This window comes from Pseudoalteromonas sp. 10-33 (assembly GCF_001469195.1).
Classification (GTDB): domain Bacteria; phylum Pseudomonadota; class Gammaproteobacteria; order Enterobacterales; family Alteromonadaceae; genus Pseudoalteromonas.
On record NZ_LOFI01000005.1, the window covers coordinates 1 to 18,155 of the forward strand.

The window sequence follows — 18,155 nt, forward strand, 5'->3', positions numbered from 1 at the left end:
GGAAGACAAGATTGTAGAGCTTGCAGAAGCACTAGATTCTTACATTCCAGAGCCAGAGCGCGACATCGATAAGCCATTCATCATGCCTATCGAAGACGTTTTCTCAATCCAAGGTCGTGGTACAGTTGTAACTGGTCGTGTTGAAGCGGGTATCATCAACGTGAATGACGAAGTTGAAATCGTTGGTATCAAAGAGACTACTAAGTCGACTTGTACTGGTGTTGAAATGTTCCGTAAGCTTCTTGACGAAGGTCGTGCTGGTGAGAACATTGGTGCACTATTACGTGGTACTAAGCGTGAAGACGTTGAACGTGGTCAAGTACTAGCTAAGCCTGGTTCAATCAACCCACACACTACATTCACTTCAGAAGTATACGTACTTTCTAAAGATGAAGGTGGTCGTCATACTCCATTCTTCAAAGGTTACCGTCCACAGTTCTACTTCCGTACAACTGACGTAACAGGTGACGTACAGTTACCAGAAGGCGTAGAAATGGTAATGCCTGGTGATAACATCAAGATGACAGTAACTCTAATCGCACCAATCGCGATGGATGAAGGTCTTCGTTTTGCTATCCGTGAAGGTGGCCGTACTGTAGGTGCTGGTGTTGTAGCAACTATCGTAGAGTAATAATTAACATTTAAGTTAATTGTTAGAAAAAGGTCACTTAGGTGGCCTTTTTTAATGCCTGCAATTTACGTCACGTGAAGGTGGCGCTCTTATCTTAGGCGTAGGTGCTTTGTAGCAACTATCGTAGAGTAATAGTTAACTTTTAAGTTAATTAATACTAAAAAACCCGAGCTTAGTCTCGGGTTTTTTAATGCCTGCAATTTACATCACGTGAAGGTGGCGCTCTTACCTTAGGCGTAGGTGCTTTGTAGCAACGTTCAATGAGTAATATTTAGCGTATAAGTTAATTGTTAGAAAAAGGTCACTGAGGTGGCCTTTTTTAATGCCTAAAGAAAACTGTTTCGTTTTCAGCTATTAGTAGCTTGGTGTTAAATTATACTTAACACATAAAAAAGCACGACTTTAAGCCGTGCTATTAATTAAACTTTTTGACAACTGACAACTGACAACTGACAACTGACAACTGACAACTGACAACTGACAACTGACAACTGACAACTGACAACTGACAACTGACAAATTTTACAGCTTAGTGTTTTTTCGCATACGCTTCAGCTTGCTTCCATACTCTTAGTGTATTGCCACTTAAGATTTTTTTAATATCGGCGTCGCTGTAGCCTCTATCCATTAAGCCTTGTACTAAGTTTGGATAACTAGATACATCTTTTAAGCCAATGGGTAGTGAATCGCCAACGCCGTCGTAATCAGAACCAATGCCAACGTAGTCAATGCCAATTAATTCTACAACATGATCTATATGATCAAGTACTTGTTCAAGGCTTGCAAACGGATATGGATTTTTAGCGCGATAAGCCGCATCAAAATCATTACTTAATTTAGTGCCTTGTTTTTTGGCAGACTCTTTTGTGCTTTTTAGTTGCTTGCCCCATGCACCTGCTTTTGCTGTAACAAAACTCGAACCAAAGTTAATTTGAATTACGCCTCCATTTTCTTTTAGCGCTAGTAGCATATCGTCATTCATATTACGCTCAAAACCTGGAGTGTATTTACGAAGCGATGAATGTGATGCAATCACCGGTGTTTTAGACAATTCCATTACCTGATAAAACGCATCGTCAGAAATATGCGATACATCTATTAACATACCCATATTATTCATTGCAGTGACCAGCTCTTTACCAAAGGGGCTTAAGCCTTTCCATTTACGGCGAATATCGTAAGACGAGTCAGAAATATGATTACTTTGTGAGTGTGCAAGGGTGATATAACGTACGCCACGATCAAAAAAGTGCTGAAGGTTTTTTAAGTCACCTTCAATAGGGGAGCCGTTTTCCATTCCCATAGCAATAGACAATTTACCCTCTTTAAACTGTTGCTCTATGTCGTTTGTAGAGCTTGCCATTGCAAATTTAGCAGGCGCACGTTGTGCAATGGCTTCCATCCCATCAATTAACTGGTTAGCTAACTGATAGCTTTTGCCTTTACCTTCAAATTCTAAATGAGCAGGAATATAAATCGACATAAATGGCGCGTTTAATCCCCCCTCAACTGCGCGAGGGTAATCAAAATCGCCATCTTCAGTTGCTTTGGTTACATCAGCCCACGTATCGTGAATGCGGTAAGGAACATCAATGTGGGTGTCGATTAAAATAGTGTCTTTGGCAAGTTTAACCGCTTTGTCTGACGCGCTAATTGGTTGCTCTGCAAAGGCTTGGTTTGTTAAAGCTAGTGATATGGCTACCACTAGAGTGCTGAGTTTTATCATGTTTTGGCTCTTTGGGTAAAAAGCCATTGTGTACGCTCAGCTAAAAAGTTACAAGTATTACACTTTAATCATACGATGCTTGTTGATGCTCTTCACTTTGCAGTGCTTTAAATTCGCCCTTTGAAATAATAGTGACCGATTCGTGCAGCTCTGAAAAAAACACCATGGCTTCGCCGCTTTTTAATTGTTGATTTACCTGCGCGACTTTACTTTCAATACTGAATTCTTGTTCGCCATAATCGGTGCCTTCACGCAGTACATAGCTTTCAATTAGATTGTATAGGGTGTCTTTATCAAGTTGCTCAAAAGGAATAATCATTACTACTGGTTGCTCGCTTTATTTATTATGTGTTGGCCAAAATAACTGGGTACGGCTTTTTCTAACCAAAAAATGGGTTTAAACGGATTGTTTCCGCTAATGAATCCAACGTGCCCACCTTTTTCAGAAACACGCAGGGTAACATCTTCACTCACATCTTGCTTGCTTGGCACCGCTTTAATCGACAGCATTGGGTCGTCTTTCGCATGAATGATTAAGGTGGGTACAGCAATATGTTTTAAGTAGGGCATAGCACTGGCTTGGCGATAATAATCGTGTGCATTCTCAAAGCCATGCAAAGGAGCTGTTATATGGTTATCAAATTCTAATAAATCATCAATTTCCATTAATTCATCAGTGGTAATAGGTATTTGCTGCTTAATTTGAGGTAATTTGCGCTGCATCGATTTTTTCATACGATCAAGCAAATACTTTTGATAAATTTTACCTAAGCTTTTGCGTATTACATCACTTGATGATGATAAATCATACGGTGCGGATATAACGGCTGCTGCATTTAGTGGGCATCGCTGGGCTTGCTCACCTAAATATTTTGCTAATACATTACCACCTAGCGAAAAACCAACAGCAAATAAAGGTCTGTTTGGAAACAGTAACTTTAGGTGATTAATAAAAAAAGCTAAATCGTCCGTATCACCACTATGGTAGGCGCGAGGAAGCCGGTTTACCTCGGTCGAGCAGTTTCTAAAGTGCATGAGTACAACGGCATACCCTTGCTTTTTTAGCGCTTTCATCATGCCTTTGGCATAAAAACTATTTATATTACCTTCAAGGCCGTGTAACACAATGGCAAGTGGGGCAGTTTCGTTATGCGGAAGTGACCATGCAAGCTCGATAAAGTCACCATCAGGTGTATCAAGTTGCTCTAATTCGTAGCGAGTATTATGAAAAGGGCGGAAAAAACGCGGCATTATGGTTTGGACGTGACGATTGGTCATCCACCATGCTGGTTTAAACGTATGGATCATGTTTGTACTACACACTTTGCAAAAACGAAGCGTTAGTGTATCAAAAAGAATAAAAAGCGCCTAATTAGTAACTAATTAGACGCTTTGTGCGTCGTGCTTAATTTTTTAATGTTGTTCTGTCAGATCAGCGTCGTGTACTTTTTTCATGAAAAAATACACAAAAAATAGGCATAAACTAATAACGACGCCTAAAAAACCAAATGATAAAAATAACACTGGGTCGCTAAAAAAATCTCTAAAGAATACGTCCATAATTGCCTCCTGATGTCTATGGGTTAATCATAGGCTGGCTCAGCAGTGCTTGATATGATCCAGATCAAGCTATTTTCCTGATTATAAAAAGAGCTGTAAAGAAGTTGATTTGGATCAAAGTTGCCAAAAGAAGTTAGCGAGCTTGCAGGATTAAAGATCTTTTTGCACAAAGAGAAAAACATGAGAAGTAAATGAGAATTGCCAAGCAGTAGCACAGTTACTATTAGTTTTTATCACCCAATCTAAAAGCGTAGCGTCTCTAATCCTCTTTTTGATTCATTGGTTTAAAGATCTTTTTGCACAAAGAGAAAAGCATGAGAAGTAAATGAGAGCTGCTAAGCAGTTGCACGGTTAATATTAGTTTTTATTGGTCATTCTAAAGCGTAGCGTCTCTAACCCTCTTTGTGATTCATTGGCTTAAAGATCTTTTGCACAAAGAGAAAACATGAGGAGTAAATGAGAACTGCCAAGCAGTTGCACGGTTAATATTAGTTTTTATTGGTCACTCTAAAGCGCAGCGCCTCTAGCCCTCTTTGTGATTCATTGGCTTAAAGATCTTTTGCACAAAGAGAAAACATGAGGAGTAAATGAGAACTGCCAAGCAGTTGCACGGTTAATATTAGTTTTTATTGGTCACTCTAAAGCGCAGCGCCTCTAGCCCTCTTTGTGATTCATTGGCTTAAAGATCTTTTACACATAAAGAAAAACAATGAGTAGCAAATGAAGGTAACCAGGCTGCTGGTCGCTGACAGCTGAAAATGATAGCTAATTAGGGATTGCTTACAAATACAGCGCACTATTATCTGTTGCTGTACATGCTACTAACTCAAATCCATTAACGGCATTGATCAACATCTTTTGCTGCTGCTTTTCGAGCTTGAGCTCGGCGCTCAGTAGTTCTTGTCGAATGTTTGCGTAATCGGCAATCTCGGCTTGATTTGCTTTTAAGTAACCCCGAGCCCTGCGCAATGGCTTTAAAACCTCAGTATCAAACTCACTAATCACTTTTTGTAAGTGACTTAATTGCGCTGTATTAATGCTCAAATTTAACGAATCTAAATAATAAAGTAACAAGCACAGATTAACGTTTTTACCTTGCTGGTTTTGTAGTGCCAGCAAGGTGTGTTGTTGCCCAGGCTTTGCATACAAAGTGCATGCAAATTGCCAAAAGTCATCGCTATTGAGCAAGTTCATCGGCAAAGGCCTGTTCTTTTTCTTCCATTTCTTCAAGCGCCATAAGTAACTCTTCTTCAATGTCGTTAAGTTTAGGCGTAAGCGTGGCTTGCTTAGCTATTAATTCTTTTAATTGGGCTTTGTTGTCATCGTTATAGAGTTCATTATCGCCAAGTGCAACCTCCACTTCGCTAAGCTCTGCAGAGTGTTTGTCGAGTTGTTTTTCAAGTTTCTCAATTTGCTTTTTCAGCGGTTGAATCGCTTTTCTAAATTCGGCTTCTAAGCGTTTCTGCTCTTTTCGGTTCACACCTGAATTAGCTTTAGGCTCATCACTTTGCTGGGCTTTTACAGCTTCTTTATTCGCATTCAGTAACCACTGGTAATACGCATCTAAGTCGTAACCAAATTGAGTTACTTTGCCATCATCGACTAAATAAAACTCATCAGCAGTGTTTTTAAGCATATGGCGGTCATGCGATACGGTAACCATGGCGCCTTCAAAGCCTTGCAATGCCATCACTAGCGCGTGGCGCATTTCTAAATCAAGGTGGTTGGTAGGTTCATCAAGTAGTAGCAGGTTAGGCTTTTGATATACCAGCATAGCAAGGACTAAACGGGCTTTTTCACCGCCCGAAAAGGGCGCTACAGATTCAAGCGCTTTATCGCCAATAAAGGCAAAGCCACCTAAAAAGTCACGTAGTGATTGTTCAGTAGCTTTTGGGTTTAAACGTTGTAAATGCGTAATTGCGCTGGCGTTTAAATCAAGCGATTCAAGTTGATGCTGGGCAAAGTAACCAATATTTAAACCATGGTGCTGCACAACCTTACCTGCTTGCGGTTCTAAATCACCAGAGAGTAGTTTAATGAGCGTTGATTTACCTGCACCATTTCGTCCCAGTAAAGCAATGCGACTACCAGGCACTAAGTTAAGCTCTATATTATTTAAAATAGTCACTTCACCATAACCCGCTTTAGCTTTATCTAAACTCATTAGCGGGTTTGGTAGGGCTGTAGGCTCTGCAAACTCAAAATTAAATGGTGAGTCGGCATGTGCAGGGGCAAGCTTTTCCATACGCTCAAGTGCTTTAACACGGCTTTGCGCCTGTTTAGCTTTACTGGCTTTTGCTTTAAAGCGAGTAATAAACTGCTCTAGGTGGGCAATTTGCTCTTGCTGCTTGTCGAACATGGCTTGCTGTTGTAATAAACGCTCTGCTTTTTGGCGTTCAAATTGCGAATAGTTACCTTTGTACACATTGATAAGTTGTTTATCTATGTGCCAAATTTGATCAACTACTGCATCTAAAAACTCACGGTCGTGCGATATAAGTACCAATGTGCCTGTGTAGGCACGTAAAAAGCGCTCAAGCCAATATACGGCATCTAAATCAAGGTGGTTTGTTGGCTCATCGAGTAGCAACAAATCAGCATTACGGATAAGTGCTTGGGCAAGGTTTAAACGCATGCGCCAACCACCTGAAAACGCACTCACGGGGTTTTCTATTTGGTTATTAGCAAATCCTAATCCATGCAAAAGTTCGCCAGCTTGCGATTCGATGCTGTAGCCTTTCATATTTTCTAGCTGAATATGCACTTTGGCTTGGGTATCGCCATCGTTATTTTGTTCTGCTTCTCTCAGCGCAATACGCAGCGCGTAGTATTCAGGGTGTCCTTGCAATACATAATCAATGGCGCTTATTTCGAGGGCTGGGGTTTCTTGTTTAACCGAGGCAATAGACCAATCTTTAGGAATACTGCAATTACCGGCATCAAGTTGCAATTCAGATTTTAGTAAACCAAATAAGGTTGATTTCCCGCAGCCATTGGCACCCACAAGGCCTACTTTGTGCTCTGGAAATAACGTAGCTGATGCATTTTTTAATAAGGCTGTTCCGCCACGAAGGAGTTCTATTTCTGATATTTGGATCATGAATGCGTTACTTTACTGTGCCCTTGTTAAGTTGGCGCTATCATACCATAGAACTTAATGCGCTTATCAAGCGTATCAACAAGTGATGTTATACGATAAAATAGTAGTAGTTCAAACCACAGGAAAAATGTTGTGAGACAAAAGAAGCGATTTATTGCTGGCGCATCGTGCCCTGACTGTAAAGCCATGGATACTATGATGCTATACAGAGAACATGATGTTGAAAAAGTAGAGTGTGTTGAGTGTGGGCATAAAATGTCACAACCAGAAAACGCTGTTCAGGCGTCAACTCGCCAATTTGAGCAAGTCATTGGTGTGTTTAAACCGGGCGACTAACCCGGTTTTTATTGCCTAGCTACACACCTTTTAATAATGTGGAGGCGGTGGCTCAGGTACTTCAGACATCATTGAAGGCGAGGTTTGCGCTTCTTTAATTTTTTCTGCCAGCAGTTCTGTTTGGCGCTTCATTTTAGCTAGGATTTGCTGATGTACTTTGATCTCATCGTTTAAGATTTCAATTGTTTCATCTTGAAAAGCCACTTTGGCTTCAAGTTCCATTACGCGGTGTTCAATCGTGTTCATTAGTGTCTCGTATAATAAATCGCTCTGCGATACCGCTGGAGCTTTCGGTTAACAACGACTTATCGTTATCTATAAATGCCACATCAAGCACAACGGCCGATTTTGGTTTACTACCTTCTCGCGGCGTAACTTGCCACGTTTGAATTTTTTCACCGCTTGATATTTGCCATAAATCAACTCGCTTATTAGGCGAACCCGTTGCCAGCAATGTGCCTTGCTCGTTAAAGCGCACGGCGGTAAAAATTTTCTGACGCGCAATATACGCCAGTTTACTCACAAGATCACCTGTAGTCAGCTTCCATACATGTGCTTGCTTCATACTATCGGCAGTAAACGCAAAACGACCTTGTGGATCAAGGGTTACTTGAGTAACACGTGTTGGGTGGCTAAAGCGGTGAATAACTTGCCCAGTATTGGTATCCCAAAAATAGGCAACGTAATCGTTAGAGCCGCTTAATGCAAAGCGTCCGTTAGGCGCTAAATCAACGGTATTTACCTTATCTTGGTGGCCTAAAAACTCAATGCGACGTCCGGTTTCAAGGTTTAAAAATACAACCACGCCATCGCTGCGGCCATACAACACACTGCGACCTTGGTTGCTAATGGCAATATCTCGAATCGTGGCTTTTTGTATTTTGTAATAGCCTTTATTTTCGCCGGTGTTGATATCCCACACTGCGAACGTTGTTTTTTCTGCGGTAACCGCCACGCTGTTATCAAACGCAATAGCCACGCTGTAAACTAAGTTGTCTTGCGATTGCTGCTGAAACCATTGGTATTTTAAAACGTGCTGTTGATTATCCCACAGCGTGACCCCATGGTTGATAGAAGAGATTAAACTGTACTTTCCATCGTGAGAGAGTGCTGACGAAAATGCACCTTGTGCGGTGTGTTCAAAGCTTTCTACCGATTGATTTTTTTTATCGGTACAAGCAATGGCTAAAAAACAGCTAAAAACGATTAAAAAAGTACGAAATATCGACATCTTACAGGTATTTCCTCTTAACTCTTAGTGACTGAGAGGTTAGACTAGGTGCGTTAAATGCCTAGGTTGTTTGTCTAATCACTGGATATATATTTCTAAGTTTAGCTAACAATACAGACTTTAGTTATTAAACAAACAGCCTACCATGTAGGGCATTAATCTTTAACTAGTAATATTACAATAAATGACAACTGCAAAGTATGTCGGAGATTTAAAATGAAAAAGACGATTAGATTGTCATTGATTGCAGCGTCGGTTTTAGCGCTTACAGCTTGTAATCAAGAAGCAAAAAAAGAGCAAGCTGAAGTAACATTAGACACTGTAGAGCAACAACAAGCATACGGTATTGGTGCTTCTGTAGGTAACTTTTTAAATAAAGACCTAGCAGACAAATCTGAAATTGGCATTGAGCTTGACCAAGCGCTATTAATTCGTGGTTTTGAAGATGCACTTGCTGGCAATGCAAAAATTGACGAAGAAAAAATTCGTGAAGTGTTAACAGCTTTAGATACCTCAGTACGCACTAAGCAAGAAGAAAAAGCGAAAGTTGAGTCTGAAAAAAGCAAAGCGGCAGGTGTTCAATACTTAGCTGATAACGCTAAAAAAGAAGGCGTAACGGTAACTGAGTCTGGCTTACAATACGAAGTATTAAGTGAAGGCGAAGGCGAAAAGCCAGCAGCAACAGACGTTGTTAAAGTACATTACAAAGGTACTCTATTAGACGGCACTGAGTTTGATAGCTCATACGCACGTAATGAACCAACTACATTCCCACTTAATCGCGTAATTGCGGGTTGGACTGAAGGTTTACAACTTATGCCTGTAGGCTCTAAGTACAAGTTTACTATTCCTTCAGAGCTTGCTTACGGCGACCGTGACCTTGGTAAAATTCCAGCTAATTCAACACTTGTTTTTGAAGTTGAATTACTAGAAATTCAAAATGCAGAAGCACCAGCAGAATAAGCCAAGCTTAAAACGTAAAAAGGGACCTTAAGGTCCCTTTTTTAATTCGTGTAACTTAATTTAAACGTGATTTAATCAGTATGATTAGAAAACAAGTTATCGATTAGTTCATCTTCAAGCTCAAAACGAAGCTCTAATGATTCGCCAATAACTGAAAGATCGTTGTCAAACCCTTCTAACAAATCATCTTTATTTACTTCTGCGTACTTGTCATTAAAATCAAGTGCAACATCGGTTGTGCTAGAAATACGCGGATAAATTGAGTTTGCCAGCTTTTGGCTCTCTAACCCCTTTTTTTCACAGGCTTTAGCAATATCATCGTACACTTCAAAGTGGCCTGCAGACAGGTAATCCATAAGCAGTTGGCAAAAAGATTGAATTTGTTCAGGCTCTGGTAGCGCGTGATCTTTTTTATCATAAGGCGCAAACCCTGCAATCTTACAATACAGTACAATAAGTTCTTGGCGTTCATTGAGCCAGTTATCGATTACTGTATGACTACCACCCCATTTCTGTTGAGCTTTTTCTACACGCGTCAGCATAACTGTTCTCCTAAGCTGGGTTGGTTGTTAGTTACATTTGTTTTTATGTACATCAAGATATATTTAATTTGCGTGTATATCAACAAGTAATGCAGATGTTCTAATTGCGAATAAGCTTTATTTGATAGGAGGGGCAAAATTTTATTGCAGGCAAGAAAAAACCACCGGTTAAGGTGGTCTAATTTCTTCAAGTGGCTTGTTATAACAAGCTTTCTTATTTTTATTAAATGATTTTTATTGTTATTATTTAAAACTTTTTATTTTTATTGTTTTAATAATTTATTATTGTTTTTGTTAACGCGGGAAAGACAATACCAAGGTTTTTATTATGTTGCAAACATATTAACAAAAAGTTTTAAATGTTAGTGTTTTTTGCTCGTTTTATAATCAAAATGGATTAAAACCATCAATATTGTTGATCTACTTCTATGTAAAGGTGTTTTCGTCTTTAAGAAATAGAGAGGCGATGAATATGGTGATACAATCTTGCACAATTTCTATAAGCATTAGGATCATTTACGCCATGAGCGAATTAAAAAACGACCGTTATTTACGTGCACTTGCAAAACAACCCGTTGATGTAACGCCTGTATGGATGATGCGTCAAGCTGGACGTTATTTACCAGAGTACCGTGCTACACGTGCACAAGCGGGCGATTTTATGAGCCTGTGCCGTAATGCTGAGCTTGCCTGTGAGGTGACACTTCAGCCACTGCGTCGTTACCCATTAGACGCCGCCATTTTGTTCAGCGATATTTTAACGATTCCTGATGCAATGGGTTTGGGTTTGTACTTCGAAACAGGTGAAGGCCCTAAATTTGAACGTCCTATTTCATCGCTTGCCGATGTTAAAAAAATACCTAAGCTAGACCCAACCGATGAGCTTGGCTATGTAATGAACGCGGTAAGCACTATTCGCCGTGAACTTAAAGGCGAAGTACCGCTGATTGGTTTTTCGGGTTCACCATGGACACTTGCTACATACATGGTTGAAGGCGGCAGCAGCAAAGTATTTGGTAAAATTAAAAAAATGGCGTTTGCAGAGCCGCAAACACTGCATTTACTATTAGACAAGCTTGCTGATTCAGTGATCGACTACTTAAATGCACAAGTAAAAGCCGGTGCACAGTCGTTAATGGTATTTGATTCGTGGGGCGGTGTATTAAGTCCGCGCGACTACAACGAGTTTTCACTGCAATACATGCATAAAATAGTAGATGGCTTAATTCGCGAATACGATGGACGCAAAGTGCCAGTAACGTTATTTACTAAAAATGGCGGCCAATGGATTGAGGCAATAGCAGCAACAGGCTGTGATGCAGTAGGCCTAGATTGGACCATTAATATTGGTGACGCTAAACGTCGTGTAGGCGATAAAGTGGCGTTACAAGGTAATATGGACCCGTCAATGCTGCACGGTACACCAGATCGTATACGCCAAGAAGTGGGAACTATTTTAGAGGACTTTGGTACAGGCAATGGCCATGTGTTTAATTTAGGTCACGGGATTACGCCAGACGTTGACCCAGAAAATGCCGGTGTATTTATTAATGCCGTGCACGAGCTAAGCGGTCAGTATCACAAATAATTAATGCGTTTTATGCATTAATACTAAAAAGCCCGCATAACAGCGGGCTTTTTGTTTATACGCTTTAAAGTCGCTTATTTAAACAAGCGATTTAAGCCATTTAATGCCGCAACCCGATAGGCTTCTGCCATGGTTGGGTAGTTAAATGTGGTATTTACAAAGTAGTCGATATTATTGCCACCATTTTTTTGTTCCATAATGGCTTGGCCAATGTGAACAATTTCAGAGGCACGTTCGCCAAAGCAATGTACCCCAAGTACTTCTTTGGTTTCTGTGTGGAATAATATTTTTAAGCTGCCTACTTCAGTACCTGCAATCTGTGCGCGTGCAAGGTGTTTAAACTGAGCACGGCCTACTTCGTAAGGTACTTTAGCAGCGGTTAGTTCTTGCTCTGTTTTACCCACTGAGCTCATTTCTGGAATGGTATAAATACCCGCTGGGATATCAATAATTAACTTATCATCACAGTTACCACAGGCTATGGCATCAGCTGCAATACGGCCTTGGTCAAACGCAGCGCTAGCAAGGCTTGGATAGCCAATTACATCGCCCACAGCATAAACGTTTTCAACCTCAGTTTGGTAGGTTTCGTTTACTTTAATTTGCCCACGGCCGTCGGCTTTTAAGCCAATGGCTTCAAGGTTAAGTGTGTCAGTGTTACCAGTGCGGCCATTGGCAAATAAAATACAGTCAGCCTTTACACGCTTGCCCGATTTTAAATGCATAACAACGCAATCGTCGCGCGTTTCTACACGATCAAACTCTTCGTTATGACGAATAACAATGCCGCTATTCCAAAAGTGGTAGCTAAGTGCATCAGATATTTCAGCATCCATAAAGGCAAGTAAACGGTCGCGAGTATTTACTAAATCAACTTTAGCGCCTAAACCTTTAAAAATAGAAGCATACTCACAGCCAATAACCCCTGCGCCGTATATAAGTACGCGCTGAGGGTCGTGCTCAAGGCCTAAAATAGTATCGCTCTCATAAATACGAGAATGGCTAAAATCAACTTCAGGTGGGCGGTAAGGGCGAGAGCCTGTGGCAATAACAATGGTTTTTGCTGTAATACGCTCAGTTGAACCATCAAGGCGTTTTACTTCAACCGTGTGTTTATCAACAAAGCTCGCATCACCTTGAAACATATGAATGCGATTACGATCGTAAAAACTACTACGTAAATTAGACTGCTTAGAAATAACCGAACTTGCGTGACGTAAAATATCAGGAAACGTTAAACGACTAGGGCGCTCACCAATATTAAACAACGGGTTGGCTTTGTATTCAATGTAGCGGCTAACCGAGTGACGTAATGCCTTAGAAGGGATTGTTCCCCAATGTACACAACCGCCGCCGACTGTTTCTTGGCGTTCTATAACCGCTACTTTTTTGTTGTTTTTTGAAAGATTCATGGCGGTGCCTTCACCGCCAGGGCCCGTACCAATAATTATTGCGTCATATTGGAAACTTACGGGTGCTTTTTTCTGTTCTGGTTGTTTGGCCACAGCCACTCCTAAATTAATTAAAAGAGGCTTTTAATAACCTCGCATTAAGTGCTAGCCATGCCTGCTTTTGATTTTCCCAGGCGGCTTCCAGCTCGTGATATTGTGCCATTAAAGCTGAACGTTCACACTGCTTTGCCATATTATTTTTTTTAACTTCTAAAACTTGTTTTTGAAGTGAACAATAAGTCTGCAGTTTTTTCAGCAATAAATCGTACTCTTGTTGTAATAATGTAAGCCTATCTTGTGCTAAAGGCAATTTTGCAAGGCGTGTTTGCGTTTTGCTCATAAGCGTATCGGCTTTAGCTTTTTCTATGCGCTCAACAGGGGTACGCTTTAATTTACTGGCTAAACCAACAGCAGCTAAAGAGCGGATCATCCATTTGGTGGGGTCATAATGAAACCACTTAATCCCATTACGGTAATCACTTGCAAAAATATGATGAAAGTTATGGTAACCCTCGCCATAAGTAAATAACGCTAAAAAGCCATTATCGCGCGCGGTATTTTTTTCAGTGTATGGGCGCGAACCCCATATGTGTGCCACCGAGTTAATAAAAAAGGTAAAGTGTTGGCTTAATACCAAACGCAGTAAACCCGCTAAAATAAGCATACCCCACACGTCGCCCACCAATAAACCAAGTACCAATGGTAGGCCAACATTCATGGCAATAACCAGTTTTAGGTAGTGCTTGTGTTGCCACATAACGATTTTATTACGCTGTAAATCACGACAATTACTGTAATCACCGTAGCTATCGCCTTGGTAGTCACGTAACATCCAGCCAATGTGGCTGTACCAAAAGCCGTTAGTTGCGGCGTAAGGGTCTTTTATTGGGTCGTCAACTTGGCCATGGTGTATACGGTGATCGCTACTCCAGTGTAGCGCACTGTTTTGCAACGCAAACGCGCCGCCTAGAGCAAATATAAATTCAACAGCAGGATGAGCATTATACGTTTTATGTGCCCATAAACGGTGGTAACCGGCTGTGATAGATAGTCCCGCAAAAAACATGCAGGCTACAAAAGCAATCCAATGTGCGCTGGTAAATCCGTAGCTAATGCCATACCAAGGAACAAGTGTGATAGCCGCTAAAAAGGTAAGGCTAAAAAATAGGACGTTTGTCCAGATAATCGGTGGTTTATTCATCATTCTCAATCTCAGCGTACAACTGTAAGCTAAAATAGTATTTCAAACTCTCGCCGTCAAGTATTAGACTGGGGAATTGAGCTATTATCACTAAATATTAATATAAAATTATTCAGGGAGTTGTTGATGTCGGGTGTTAGAGCGCAACAGAAACAAAAAACACGACAAGCCTTAATTCAGGCGGCATTTAATCAGCTAAGTGCAGATCACAGCTTTTCGAATTTAAGTTTACGCGAAGTAGCCCGCGAAGCCGGCATTGCACCCACCTCGTTTTATCGCCATTTTAAAGACATGAACGAGCTAGGTTTAACCATGGTAGATGAAGCCGGTTTAACCCTTCGCCAGCTTATGCGCCAAGCCCGCAGACGCATAGCAAACGACGGTGGCAGTGTTATTAATACCTCGGTTGTTACGTTTATGGAATTTATAGACAGCTCAAGTAACCAGTTTAGATTATTACTGCGTGAGCGCTCTGGTACATCTAAGGCATTTAGAGCCGCAGTCGCACGGGAAATCAAACACTTTATTTTAGAGCTTGCTCACTACTTAGAAAGCGAAACCAAGTGCGACGCCATGCACGCCTACATTCAATCAGAAGCCATGGTAACACTGGTATTTAATGCCGGCGCAGAGGCGCTAGATATAGAAGGCCAACAACTAGACGAACTAGTTGAGCGTGTTATTTGGCAGCTGCGTTACATAACGCGTGGTGCAACCCATTATGTAAGAGAAACAAATAAAGTAACTTAGCCTAAAAAATAGTAAAAAGTTAATATAAGCAGAGCAACTTGTTTAGGTTATATATTTAAGCGTGGTTTTGGCTTTTTTTGATATTTAAATCCTGAAATTAATTATTTTTTAAATAATAAAACCTAAAATAATGTGAGTTTAAGTCGTTTTGTGGAATTTTTATGCTTGCTTCCATCTCTAGGTAATGTTAAAAATAGGCCTCACTGAACACACACACAAGAAACAAGATGCAAAATATTCGTTTAATTACACTAAAACTTAACCTCTTACTGCTATGGCAAGTAAGCGGGGATTAGTGTGTTTGCATTGAGTTGAACATTAAAAACCCCGCAATTGCGGGGTTTTTTTTATCTCGCGGCTGGGATAAATTGAAATTTGGGTAACACAGGAATGAGGGGCAGTTATGCAAGACAAAGATAAAGTATGGATTTTTGATACCACCTTACGTGATGGCGAGCAGGCACTTAAAGCAAGCCTTACAGAAGACGATAAAATTCAGTTAGCGCATACAATTAGCCGCTTGAATGTGGATGTGATGGAAGTGGGTTTTCCAGTTTCGAGCCCTGCTGATTTTCGCTCGGTGCAACGTATTGCAACCGAGGTTAAAGGCCCAATCATTTGTGGTTTAGCACGCTCGGTTGCTAAAGACATTGAAGCCTGTGGTGAGGCGCTTCGCACAGCACAGCAAAGTCGTATTCATACTTTTATTGCCACAAGCCCTTTGCACCTTGAACACAAATTACGCATGAGTCTAGATGATGCAACGGCCATGGCGGTTAAATCAATTAAATTAGCGCGTAACTACACTGATGATGTTGAGTTTTCATGTGAAGATGCTGGGCGTACGCCGCATTGGGATTTATGTAAAATTGTTGAGCAGGCCATTAACGCGGGTGCCTCTACTATTAACTTGCCCGATACCGTCGGCTTTGTAACGCCAGACGAATACGCTGCAATGATCCGCCATTTAATGAATAACGTGCCAAATATTGATAAAGCGCGTTTAAGCGTACATTGTCATAACGATTTAGGTTTAGCTGTAGCTAACTCGGTAGCCGCTGTACAAGCGGGTGCTCGCCAAATTGAATGTACAATAAATGGTATTGGTGAGCGTGCGGGTAACTGTTCGCTTGAAGAAGTGGCGATGATCATGAAAATGCGCAAAGACCACTTAAAAGTACACACTGATATTAAAAGCGAAGAAATTTATCGCGCATCTCGCCAAGTGGCAAAAATTTGTAATATGCCTGTACAGCCAAATAAAGCCATTGTGGGCGAAAACGCCTTTGCACATAGCTCGGGCATTCACCAAGATGGTGTATTAAAAGCGCAAAATACTTATGAGATTATGTCGCCAGAAAGCGTCGGTGTGCCAAATAACCAATTAAATATGACTTCGCGTTCGGGTCGCCATGTTATTGAGCACCGCTTAGAAGAGTTAGGTTACCAAAAAGCTGATTACGATATGGACAGCTTATACGAAAGCTTTTTAGCGTTAGCTGATCAAAAAGGCACGGTGTACGACTACGACCTTGAAGCCATGATTTACTTAAATCAAATTAACGACAAAGACGAAAAATACCAATTAGAGTTTGTTAACTCAGCGTCTAATTCACAGTCGGTGGCCAGCTCTACCATTGGTATGGTGATTGATGGCGAAGTTAAACAAGAAGCCGCAACAGGTAATGGTCCTGTTGAAGCCTCATTTGCAGCTATTGAGCGCTTAACCGGCATGAGCGTTGAAATGATTGAATACAACTTAGAAGCCACAGGCCAAGGTGCAAGTTCGCTTGGTCAAGTAAACATTATTGCTAAATACGATGGCCGCCCTTATCACGGTGCGGGTATTGCTGCGGATGTGGTAGAAGCGTCGGTACGCGCTATGATCCGTGTTTACAACTTAATTTATCGTGCACAAAAAGTGTCTGATTTAAAACAACAAAGGAAAGCAGGATGAGTAAAACAAACTACAGCGTTGCAGTATTAGCTGGCGACGGTATTGGCCCAGAAGTAATGGCAGCAGCAGAGCAAGTACTTGATGCTGTGAGCAATAAGTTTGGTTTTACTCTAAACCGCGAGCATCATGCTATTGGTGGCGCAGCCATTGATGAATTTGGTGAAGCATTACCACCAAAAACACTAAGCGCGTGTGAAAACGCCGATGCCATTTTATTTGGCTCAGTAGGTGGCCCTAAGTGGGAAAACCTACCACCTAACGAGCAACCTGAGCGTGCATCGCTTTTACCACTTCGTAAGCACTTTGGTTTGTTTTGTAATTTACGCCCAGCGCAGCTTTTACCGGCGCTTAGCGCAGCATCGCCATTGCGTGCAGATATCAGCGAAAAAGGTTTTGATATTTTATGTGTGCGCGAGCTTACCGGCGGCATTTACTTTGGTGAAAAAGGCCGAGGCGGCGAGGGCGAAGAAGAGTTTGCCTTTGATACGCAAAACTACTCGCGTAAAGAAATTGAACGCATTGCTCGTTTTGCTTTTGAAGCAGCAAAATTACGCAGTAACCACGTAACCTCGGTAGATAAAGCCAACGTACTTGCATCAAGCGTATTATGGCGTGAAGTCGTTACTGAAGTGAGCAAAGACTACCCAGAAGTAAGCCTAGATTACATATACGTAGATAACGCCGCAATGCAGTTAGTCAAACAGCCTAGCCAGTTTGATGTACTACTGTGCGATAACTTATTTGGTGATATTTTGTCAGATGAGTGTGCGATGATCACAGGCTCTATGGGCTTATTACCTTCGGCCAGCTTAAATCAATCGGGCTTTGGTTTGTATGAACCTGCTGGTGGCTCCGCTCCTGATATTGCAGGTAAAGGCGTAGCAAACCCGATAGCACAAATATTAAGTGCCGCACTGATGCTACGTTACTCATTAGGGCAAGACGAAGCAGCGCGCACCATTGAAAAAGCCGTAGCCGAAGCCGTAGAAGCAGGCGTTGGCACGCCAGATATCTACCCAGAGGGTGGATACAGCACAAGCGATGTGGCAGCCGCCATCGTTTCACGTATTTAATTATTAAAGGCGCAGCACCGTTATGCTGCGACTTAACAAAGTAGGG

17 protein-coding genes are annotated in these 18,155 nt (G+C 41.3%); 7 read left to right on the top strand and 10 right to left on the bottom strand.

Annotation, left to right across the window (positions count from 1 at the left end; genetic code table 11):
• Positions 1-631 (top strand): EF-Tu/IF-2/RF-3 family GTPase (locus ATS76_RS05390; protein ID WP_082664322.1); only part of this gene is annotated, 631 nt, incomplete at its 5' end.
• Between the two features lie 529 nt (positions 632-1,160).
• Here ATS76_RS05390 and ATS76_RS05395 read toward each other — a convergent pair.
• The 5 genes from ATS76_RS05395 to ATS76_RS05415 all read right to left on the bottom strand — a co-directional run bounded on the left by ATS76_RS05395 (position 1,161) and on the right by ATS76_RS05415 (position 7,017).
• Entirely contained in the window at positions 1,161-2,357 is a 1,197-nt protein-coding gene (locus tag ATS76_RS05395; RefSeq protein WP_058551428.1) for a dipeptidase, read from the bottom strand.
• 64 nt (positions 2,358-2,421) lie between these two features.
• Entirely contained in the window at positions 2,422-2,676 is a 255-nt protein-coding gene (locus ATS76_RS05400) for a YheU family protein (RefSeq protein ID WP_058551349.1), read from the bottom strand.
• A gap of 2 nt (positions 2,677-2,678) precedes the next feature.
• Entirely contained in the window at positions 2,679-3,665 is a 987-nt protein-coding gene (locus ATS76_RS05405) for a hydrolase (protein WP_058551350.1), read from the bottom strand.
• A gap of 1,032 nt (positions 3,666-4,697) precedes the next feature.
• On the bottom strand, positions 4,698-5,111 hold the full coding sequence (locus ATS76_RS05410) for a TIGR02444 family protein (RefSeq protein ID WP_058551351.1): 414 nt from the start codon (positions 5,109-5,111) through the stop codon (positions 4,698-4,700).
• Positions 5,095-7,017: an ATP-binding cassette domain-containing protein gene (locus ATS76_RS05415; protein ID WP_058551352.1), complete on the bottom strand. Its 1,923-nt coding sequence runs from the start codon at positions 7,015-7,017 to the stop codon at positions 5,095-5,097. The genes ATS76_RS05410 and ATS76_RS05415 overlap by 17 nt, the downstream gene beginning before the upstream one ends.
• A 132-nt stretch (positions 7,018-7,149) precedes the next feature.
• On the opposite strand from ATS76_RS05415, the gene ATS76_RS05420 reads away from it, so the two are divergent.
• Positions 7,150-7,353, top strand: coding sequence for a YheV family putative zinc ribbon protein (locus ATS76_RS05420; RefSeq protein ID WP_010557786.1), 204 nt, complete (start codon positions 7,150-7,152; stop codon positions 7,351-7,353).
• 30 nt (positions 7,354-7,383) lie between these two features.
• Here ATS76_RS05420 and ATS76_RS05425 read toward each other — a convergent pair whose 3' ends face one another.
• Both ATS76_RS05425 and ATS76_RS05430 read right to left on the bottom strand, forming a co-directional pair.
• Positions 7,384-7,599: a SlyX family protein gene (locus ATS76_RS05425; RefSeq protein ID WP_058551353.1), complete on the bottom strand. Its 216-nt coding sequence runs from the start codon at positions 7,597-7,599 to the stop codon at positions 7,384-7,386.
• Positions 7,586-8,584 carry a WD40 repeat domain-containing protein gene (locus ATS76_RS05430; RefSeq protein WP_058551354.1) on the bottom strand — a complete coding sequence of 333 codons (999 nt, stop codon included), beginning with the start codon at positions 8,582-8,584 and terminating at the stop codon, positions 7,586-7,588. Before ATS76_RS05430 ends, ATS76_RS05425 begins: the two co-directional genes overlap by 14 nt.
• Positions 8,585-8,800: 216 nt before the next feature.
• On the opposite strand from ATS76_RS05430, the gene fkpA reads away from it, so the two are divergent.
• Positions 8,801-9,547 (top strand): FKBP-type peptidyl-prolyl cis-trans isomerase, encoded by a 747-nt coding sequence (gene fkpA / locus ATS76_RS05435; protein WP_008126756.1) that lies wholly within the window; start codon positions 8,801-8,803, stop codon positions 9,545-9,547.
• A 71-nt stretch (positions 9,548-9,618) separates the two neighbouring features.
• Here the strand turns inward: fkpA and ATS76_RS05440 are convergent, their stop codons facing one another.
• The gene (locus ATS76_RS05440; protein WP_058551355.1) at positions 9,619-10,089 is read right to left on the bottom strand and encodes an Rsd/AlgQ family anti-sigma factor; all 471 of its coding nucleotides are present in this window, start codon (positions 10,087-10,089) and stop codon (positions 9,619-9,621) included.
• Between the two features lie 523 nt (positions 10,090-10,612).
• On the opposite strand from ATS76_RS05440, the gene hemE reads away from it, so the two are divergent.
• Positions 10,613-11,677, top strand: a complete 1,065-nt coding sequence (gene hemE, locus ATS76_RS05445) for a uroporphyrinogen decarboxylase (RefSeq protein WP_008126752.1) — start codon at positions 10,613-10,615, stop codon at positions 11,675-11,677.
• A 74-nt stretch (positions 11,678-11,751) separates the two neighbouring features.
• On the opposite strand, the gene sthA is transcribed toward hemE, so the two are convergent.
• Both sthA and ATS76_RS05455 read right to left on the bottom strand, forming a co-directional pair.
• A complete protein-coding gene (gene sthA, locus ATS76_RS05450; RefSeq protein WP_010557785.1) occupies positions 11,752-13,182 on the bottom strand; it encodes a Si-specific NAD(P)(+) transhydrogenase in 1,431 nt (476 codons plus the stop codon).
• Positions 13,183-13,195: 13 nt separating this feature from the next.
• Positions 13,196-14,329: an acyl-CoA desaturase gene (locus tag ATS76_RS05455; protein ID WP_006793749.1), complete on the bottom strand. Its 1,134-nt coding sequence runs from the start codon at positions 14,327-14,329 to the stop codon at positions 13,196-13,198.
• A 126-nt stretch (positions 14,330-14,455) separates the two neighbouring features.
• Between ATS76_RS05455 and fabR the strand changes: the two genes are divergently transcribed.
• From fabR to leuB, 3 genes are all read left to right on the top strand, one after another.
• Positions 14,456-15,079 carry an HTH-type transcriptional repressor FabR gene (gene fabR / locus ATS76_RS05460; protein WP_058403645.1) on the top strand — a complete coding sequence of 208 codons (624 nt, stop codon included), beginning with the start codon at positions 14,456-14,458 and terminating at the stop codon, positions 15,077-15,079.
• 403 nt (positions 15,080-15,482) lie between these two features.
• Complete coding sequence (gene leuA, locus ATS76_RS05465) at positions 15,483-17,036, top strand: 2-isopropylmalate synthase (protein WP_010557777.1); 1,554 nt, start codon at positions 15,483-15,485, stop codon at positions 17,034-17,036.
• Positions 17,033-18,109, top strand: a complete 1,077-nt coding sequence (leuB, locus tag ATS76_RS05470) for a 3-isopropylmalate dehydrogenase (RefSeq protein WP_058551356.1) — start codon at positions 17,033-17,035, stop codon at positions 18,107-18,109. Before leuA ends, leuB begins: the two co-directional genes overlap by 4 nt.
• The last annotated feature ends 46 nt before the right edge of the window (positions 18,110-18,155 follow it).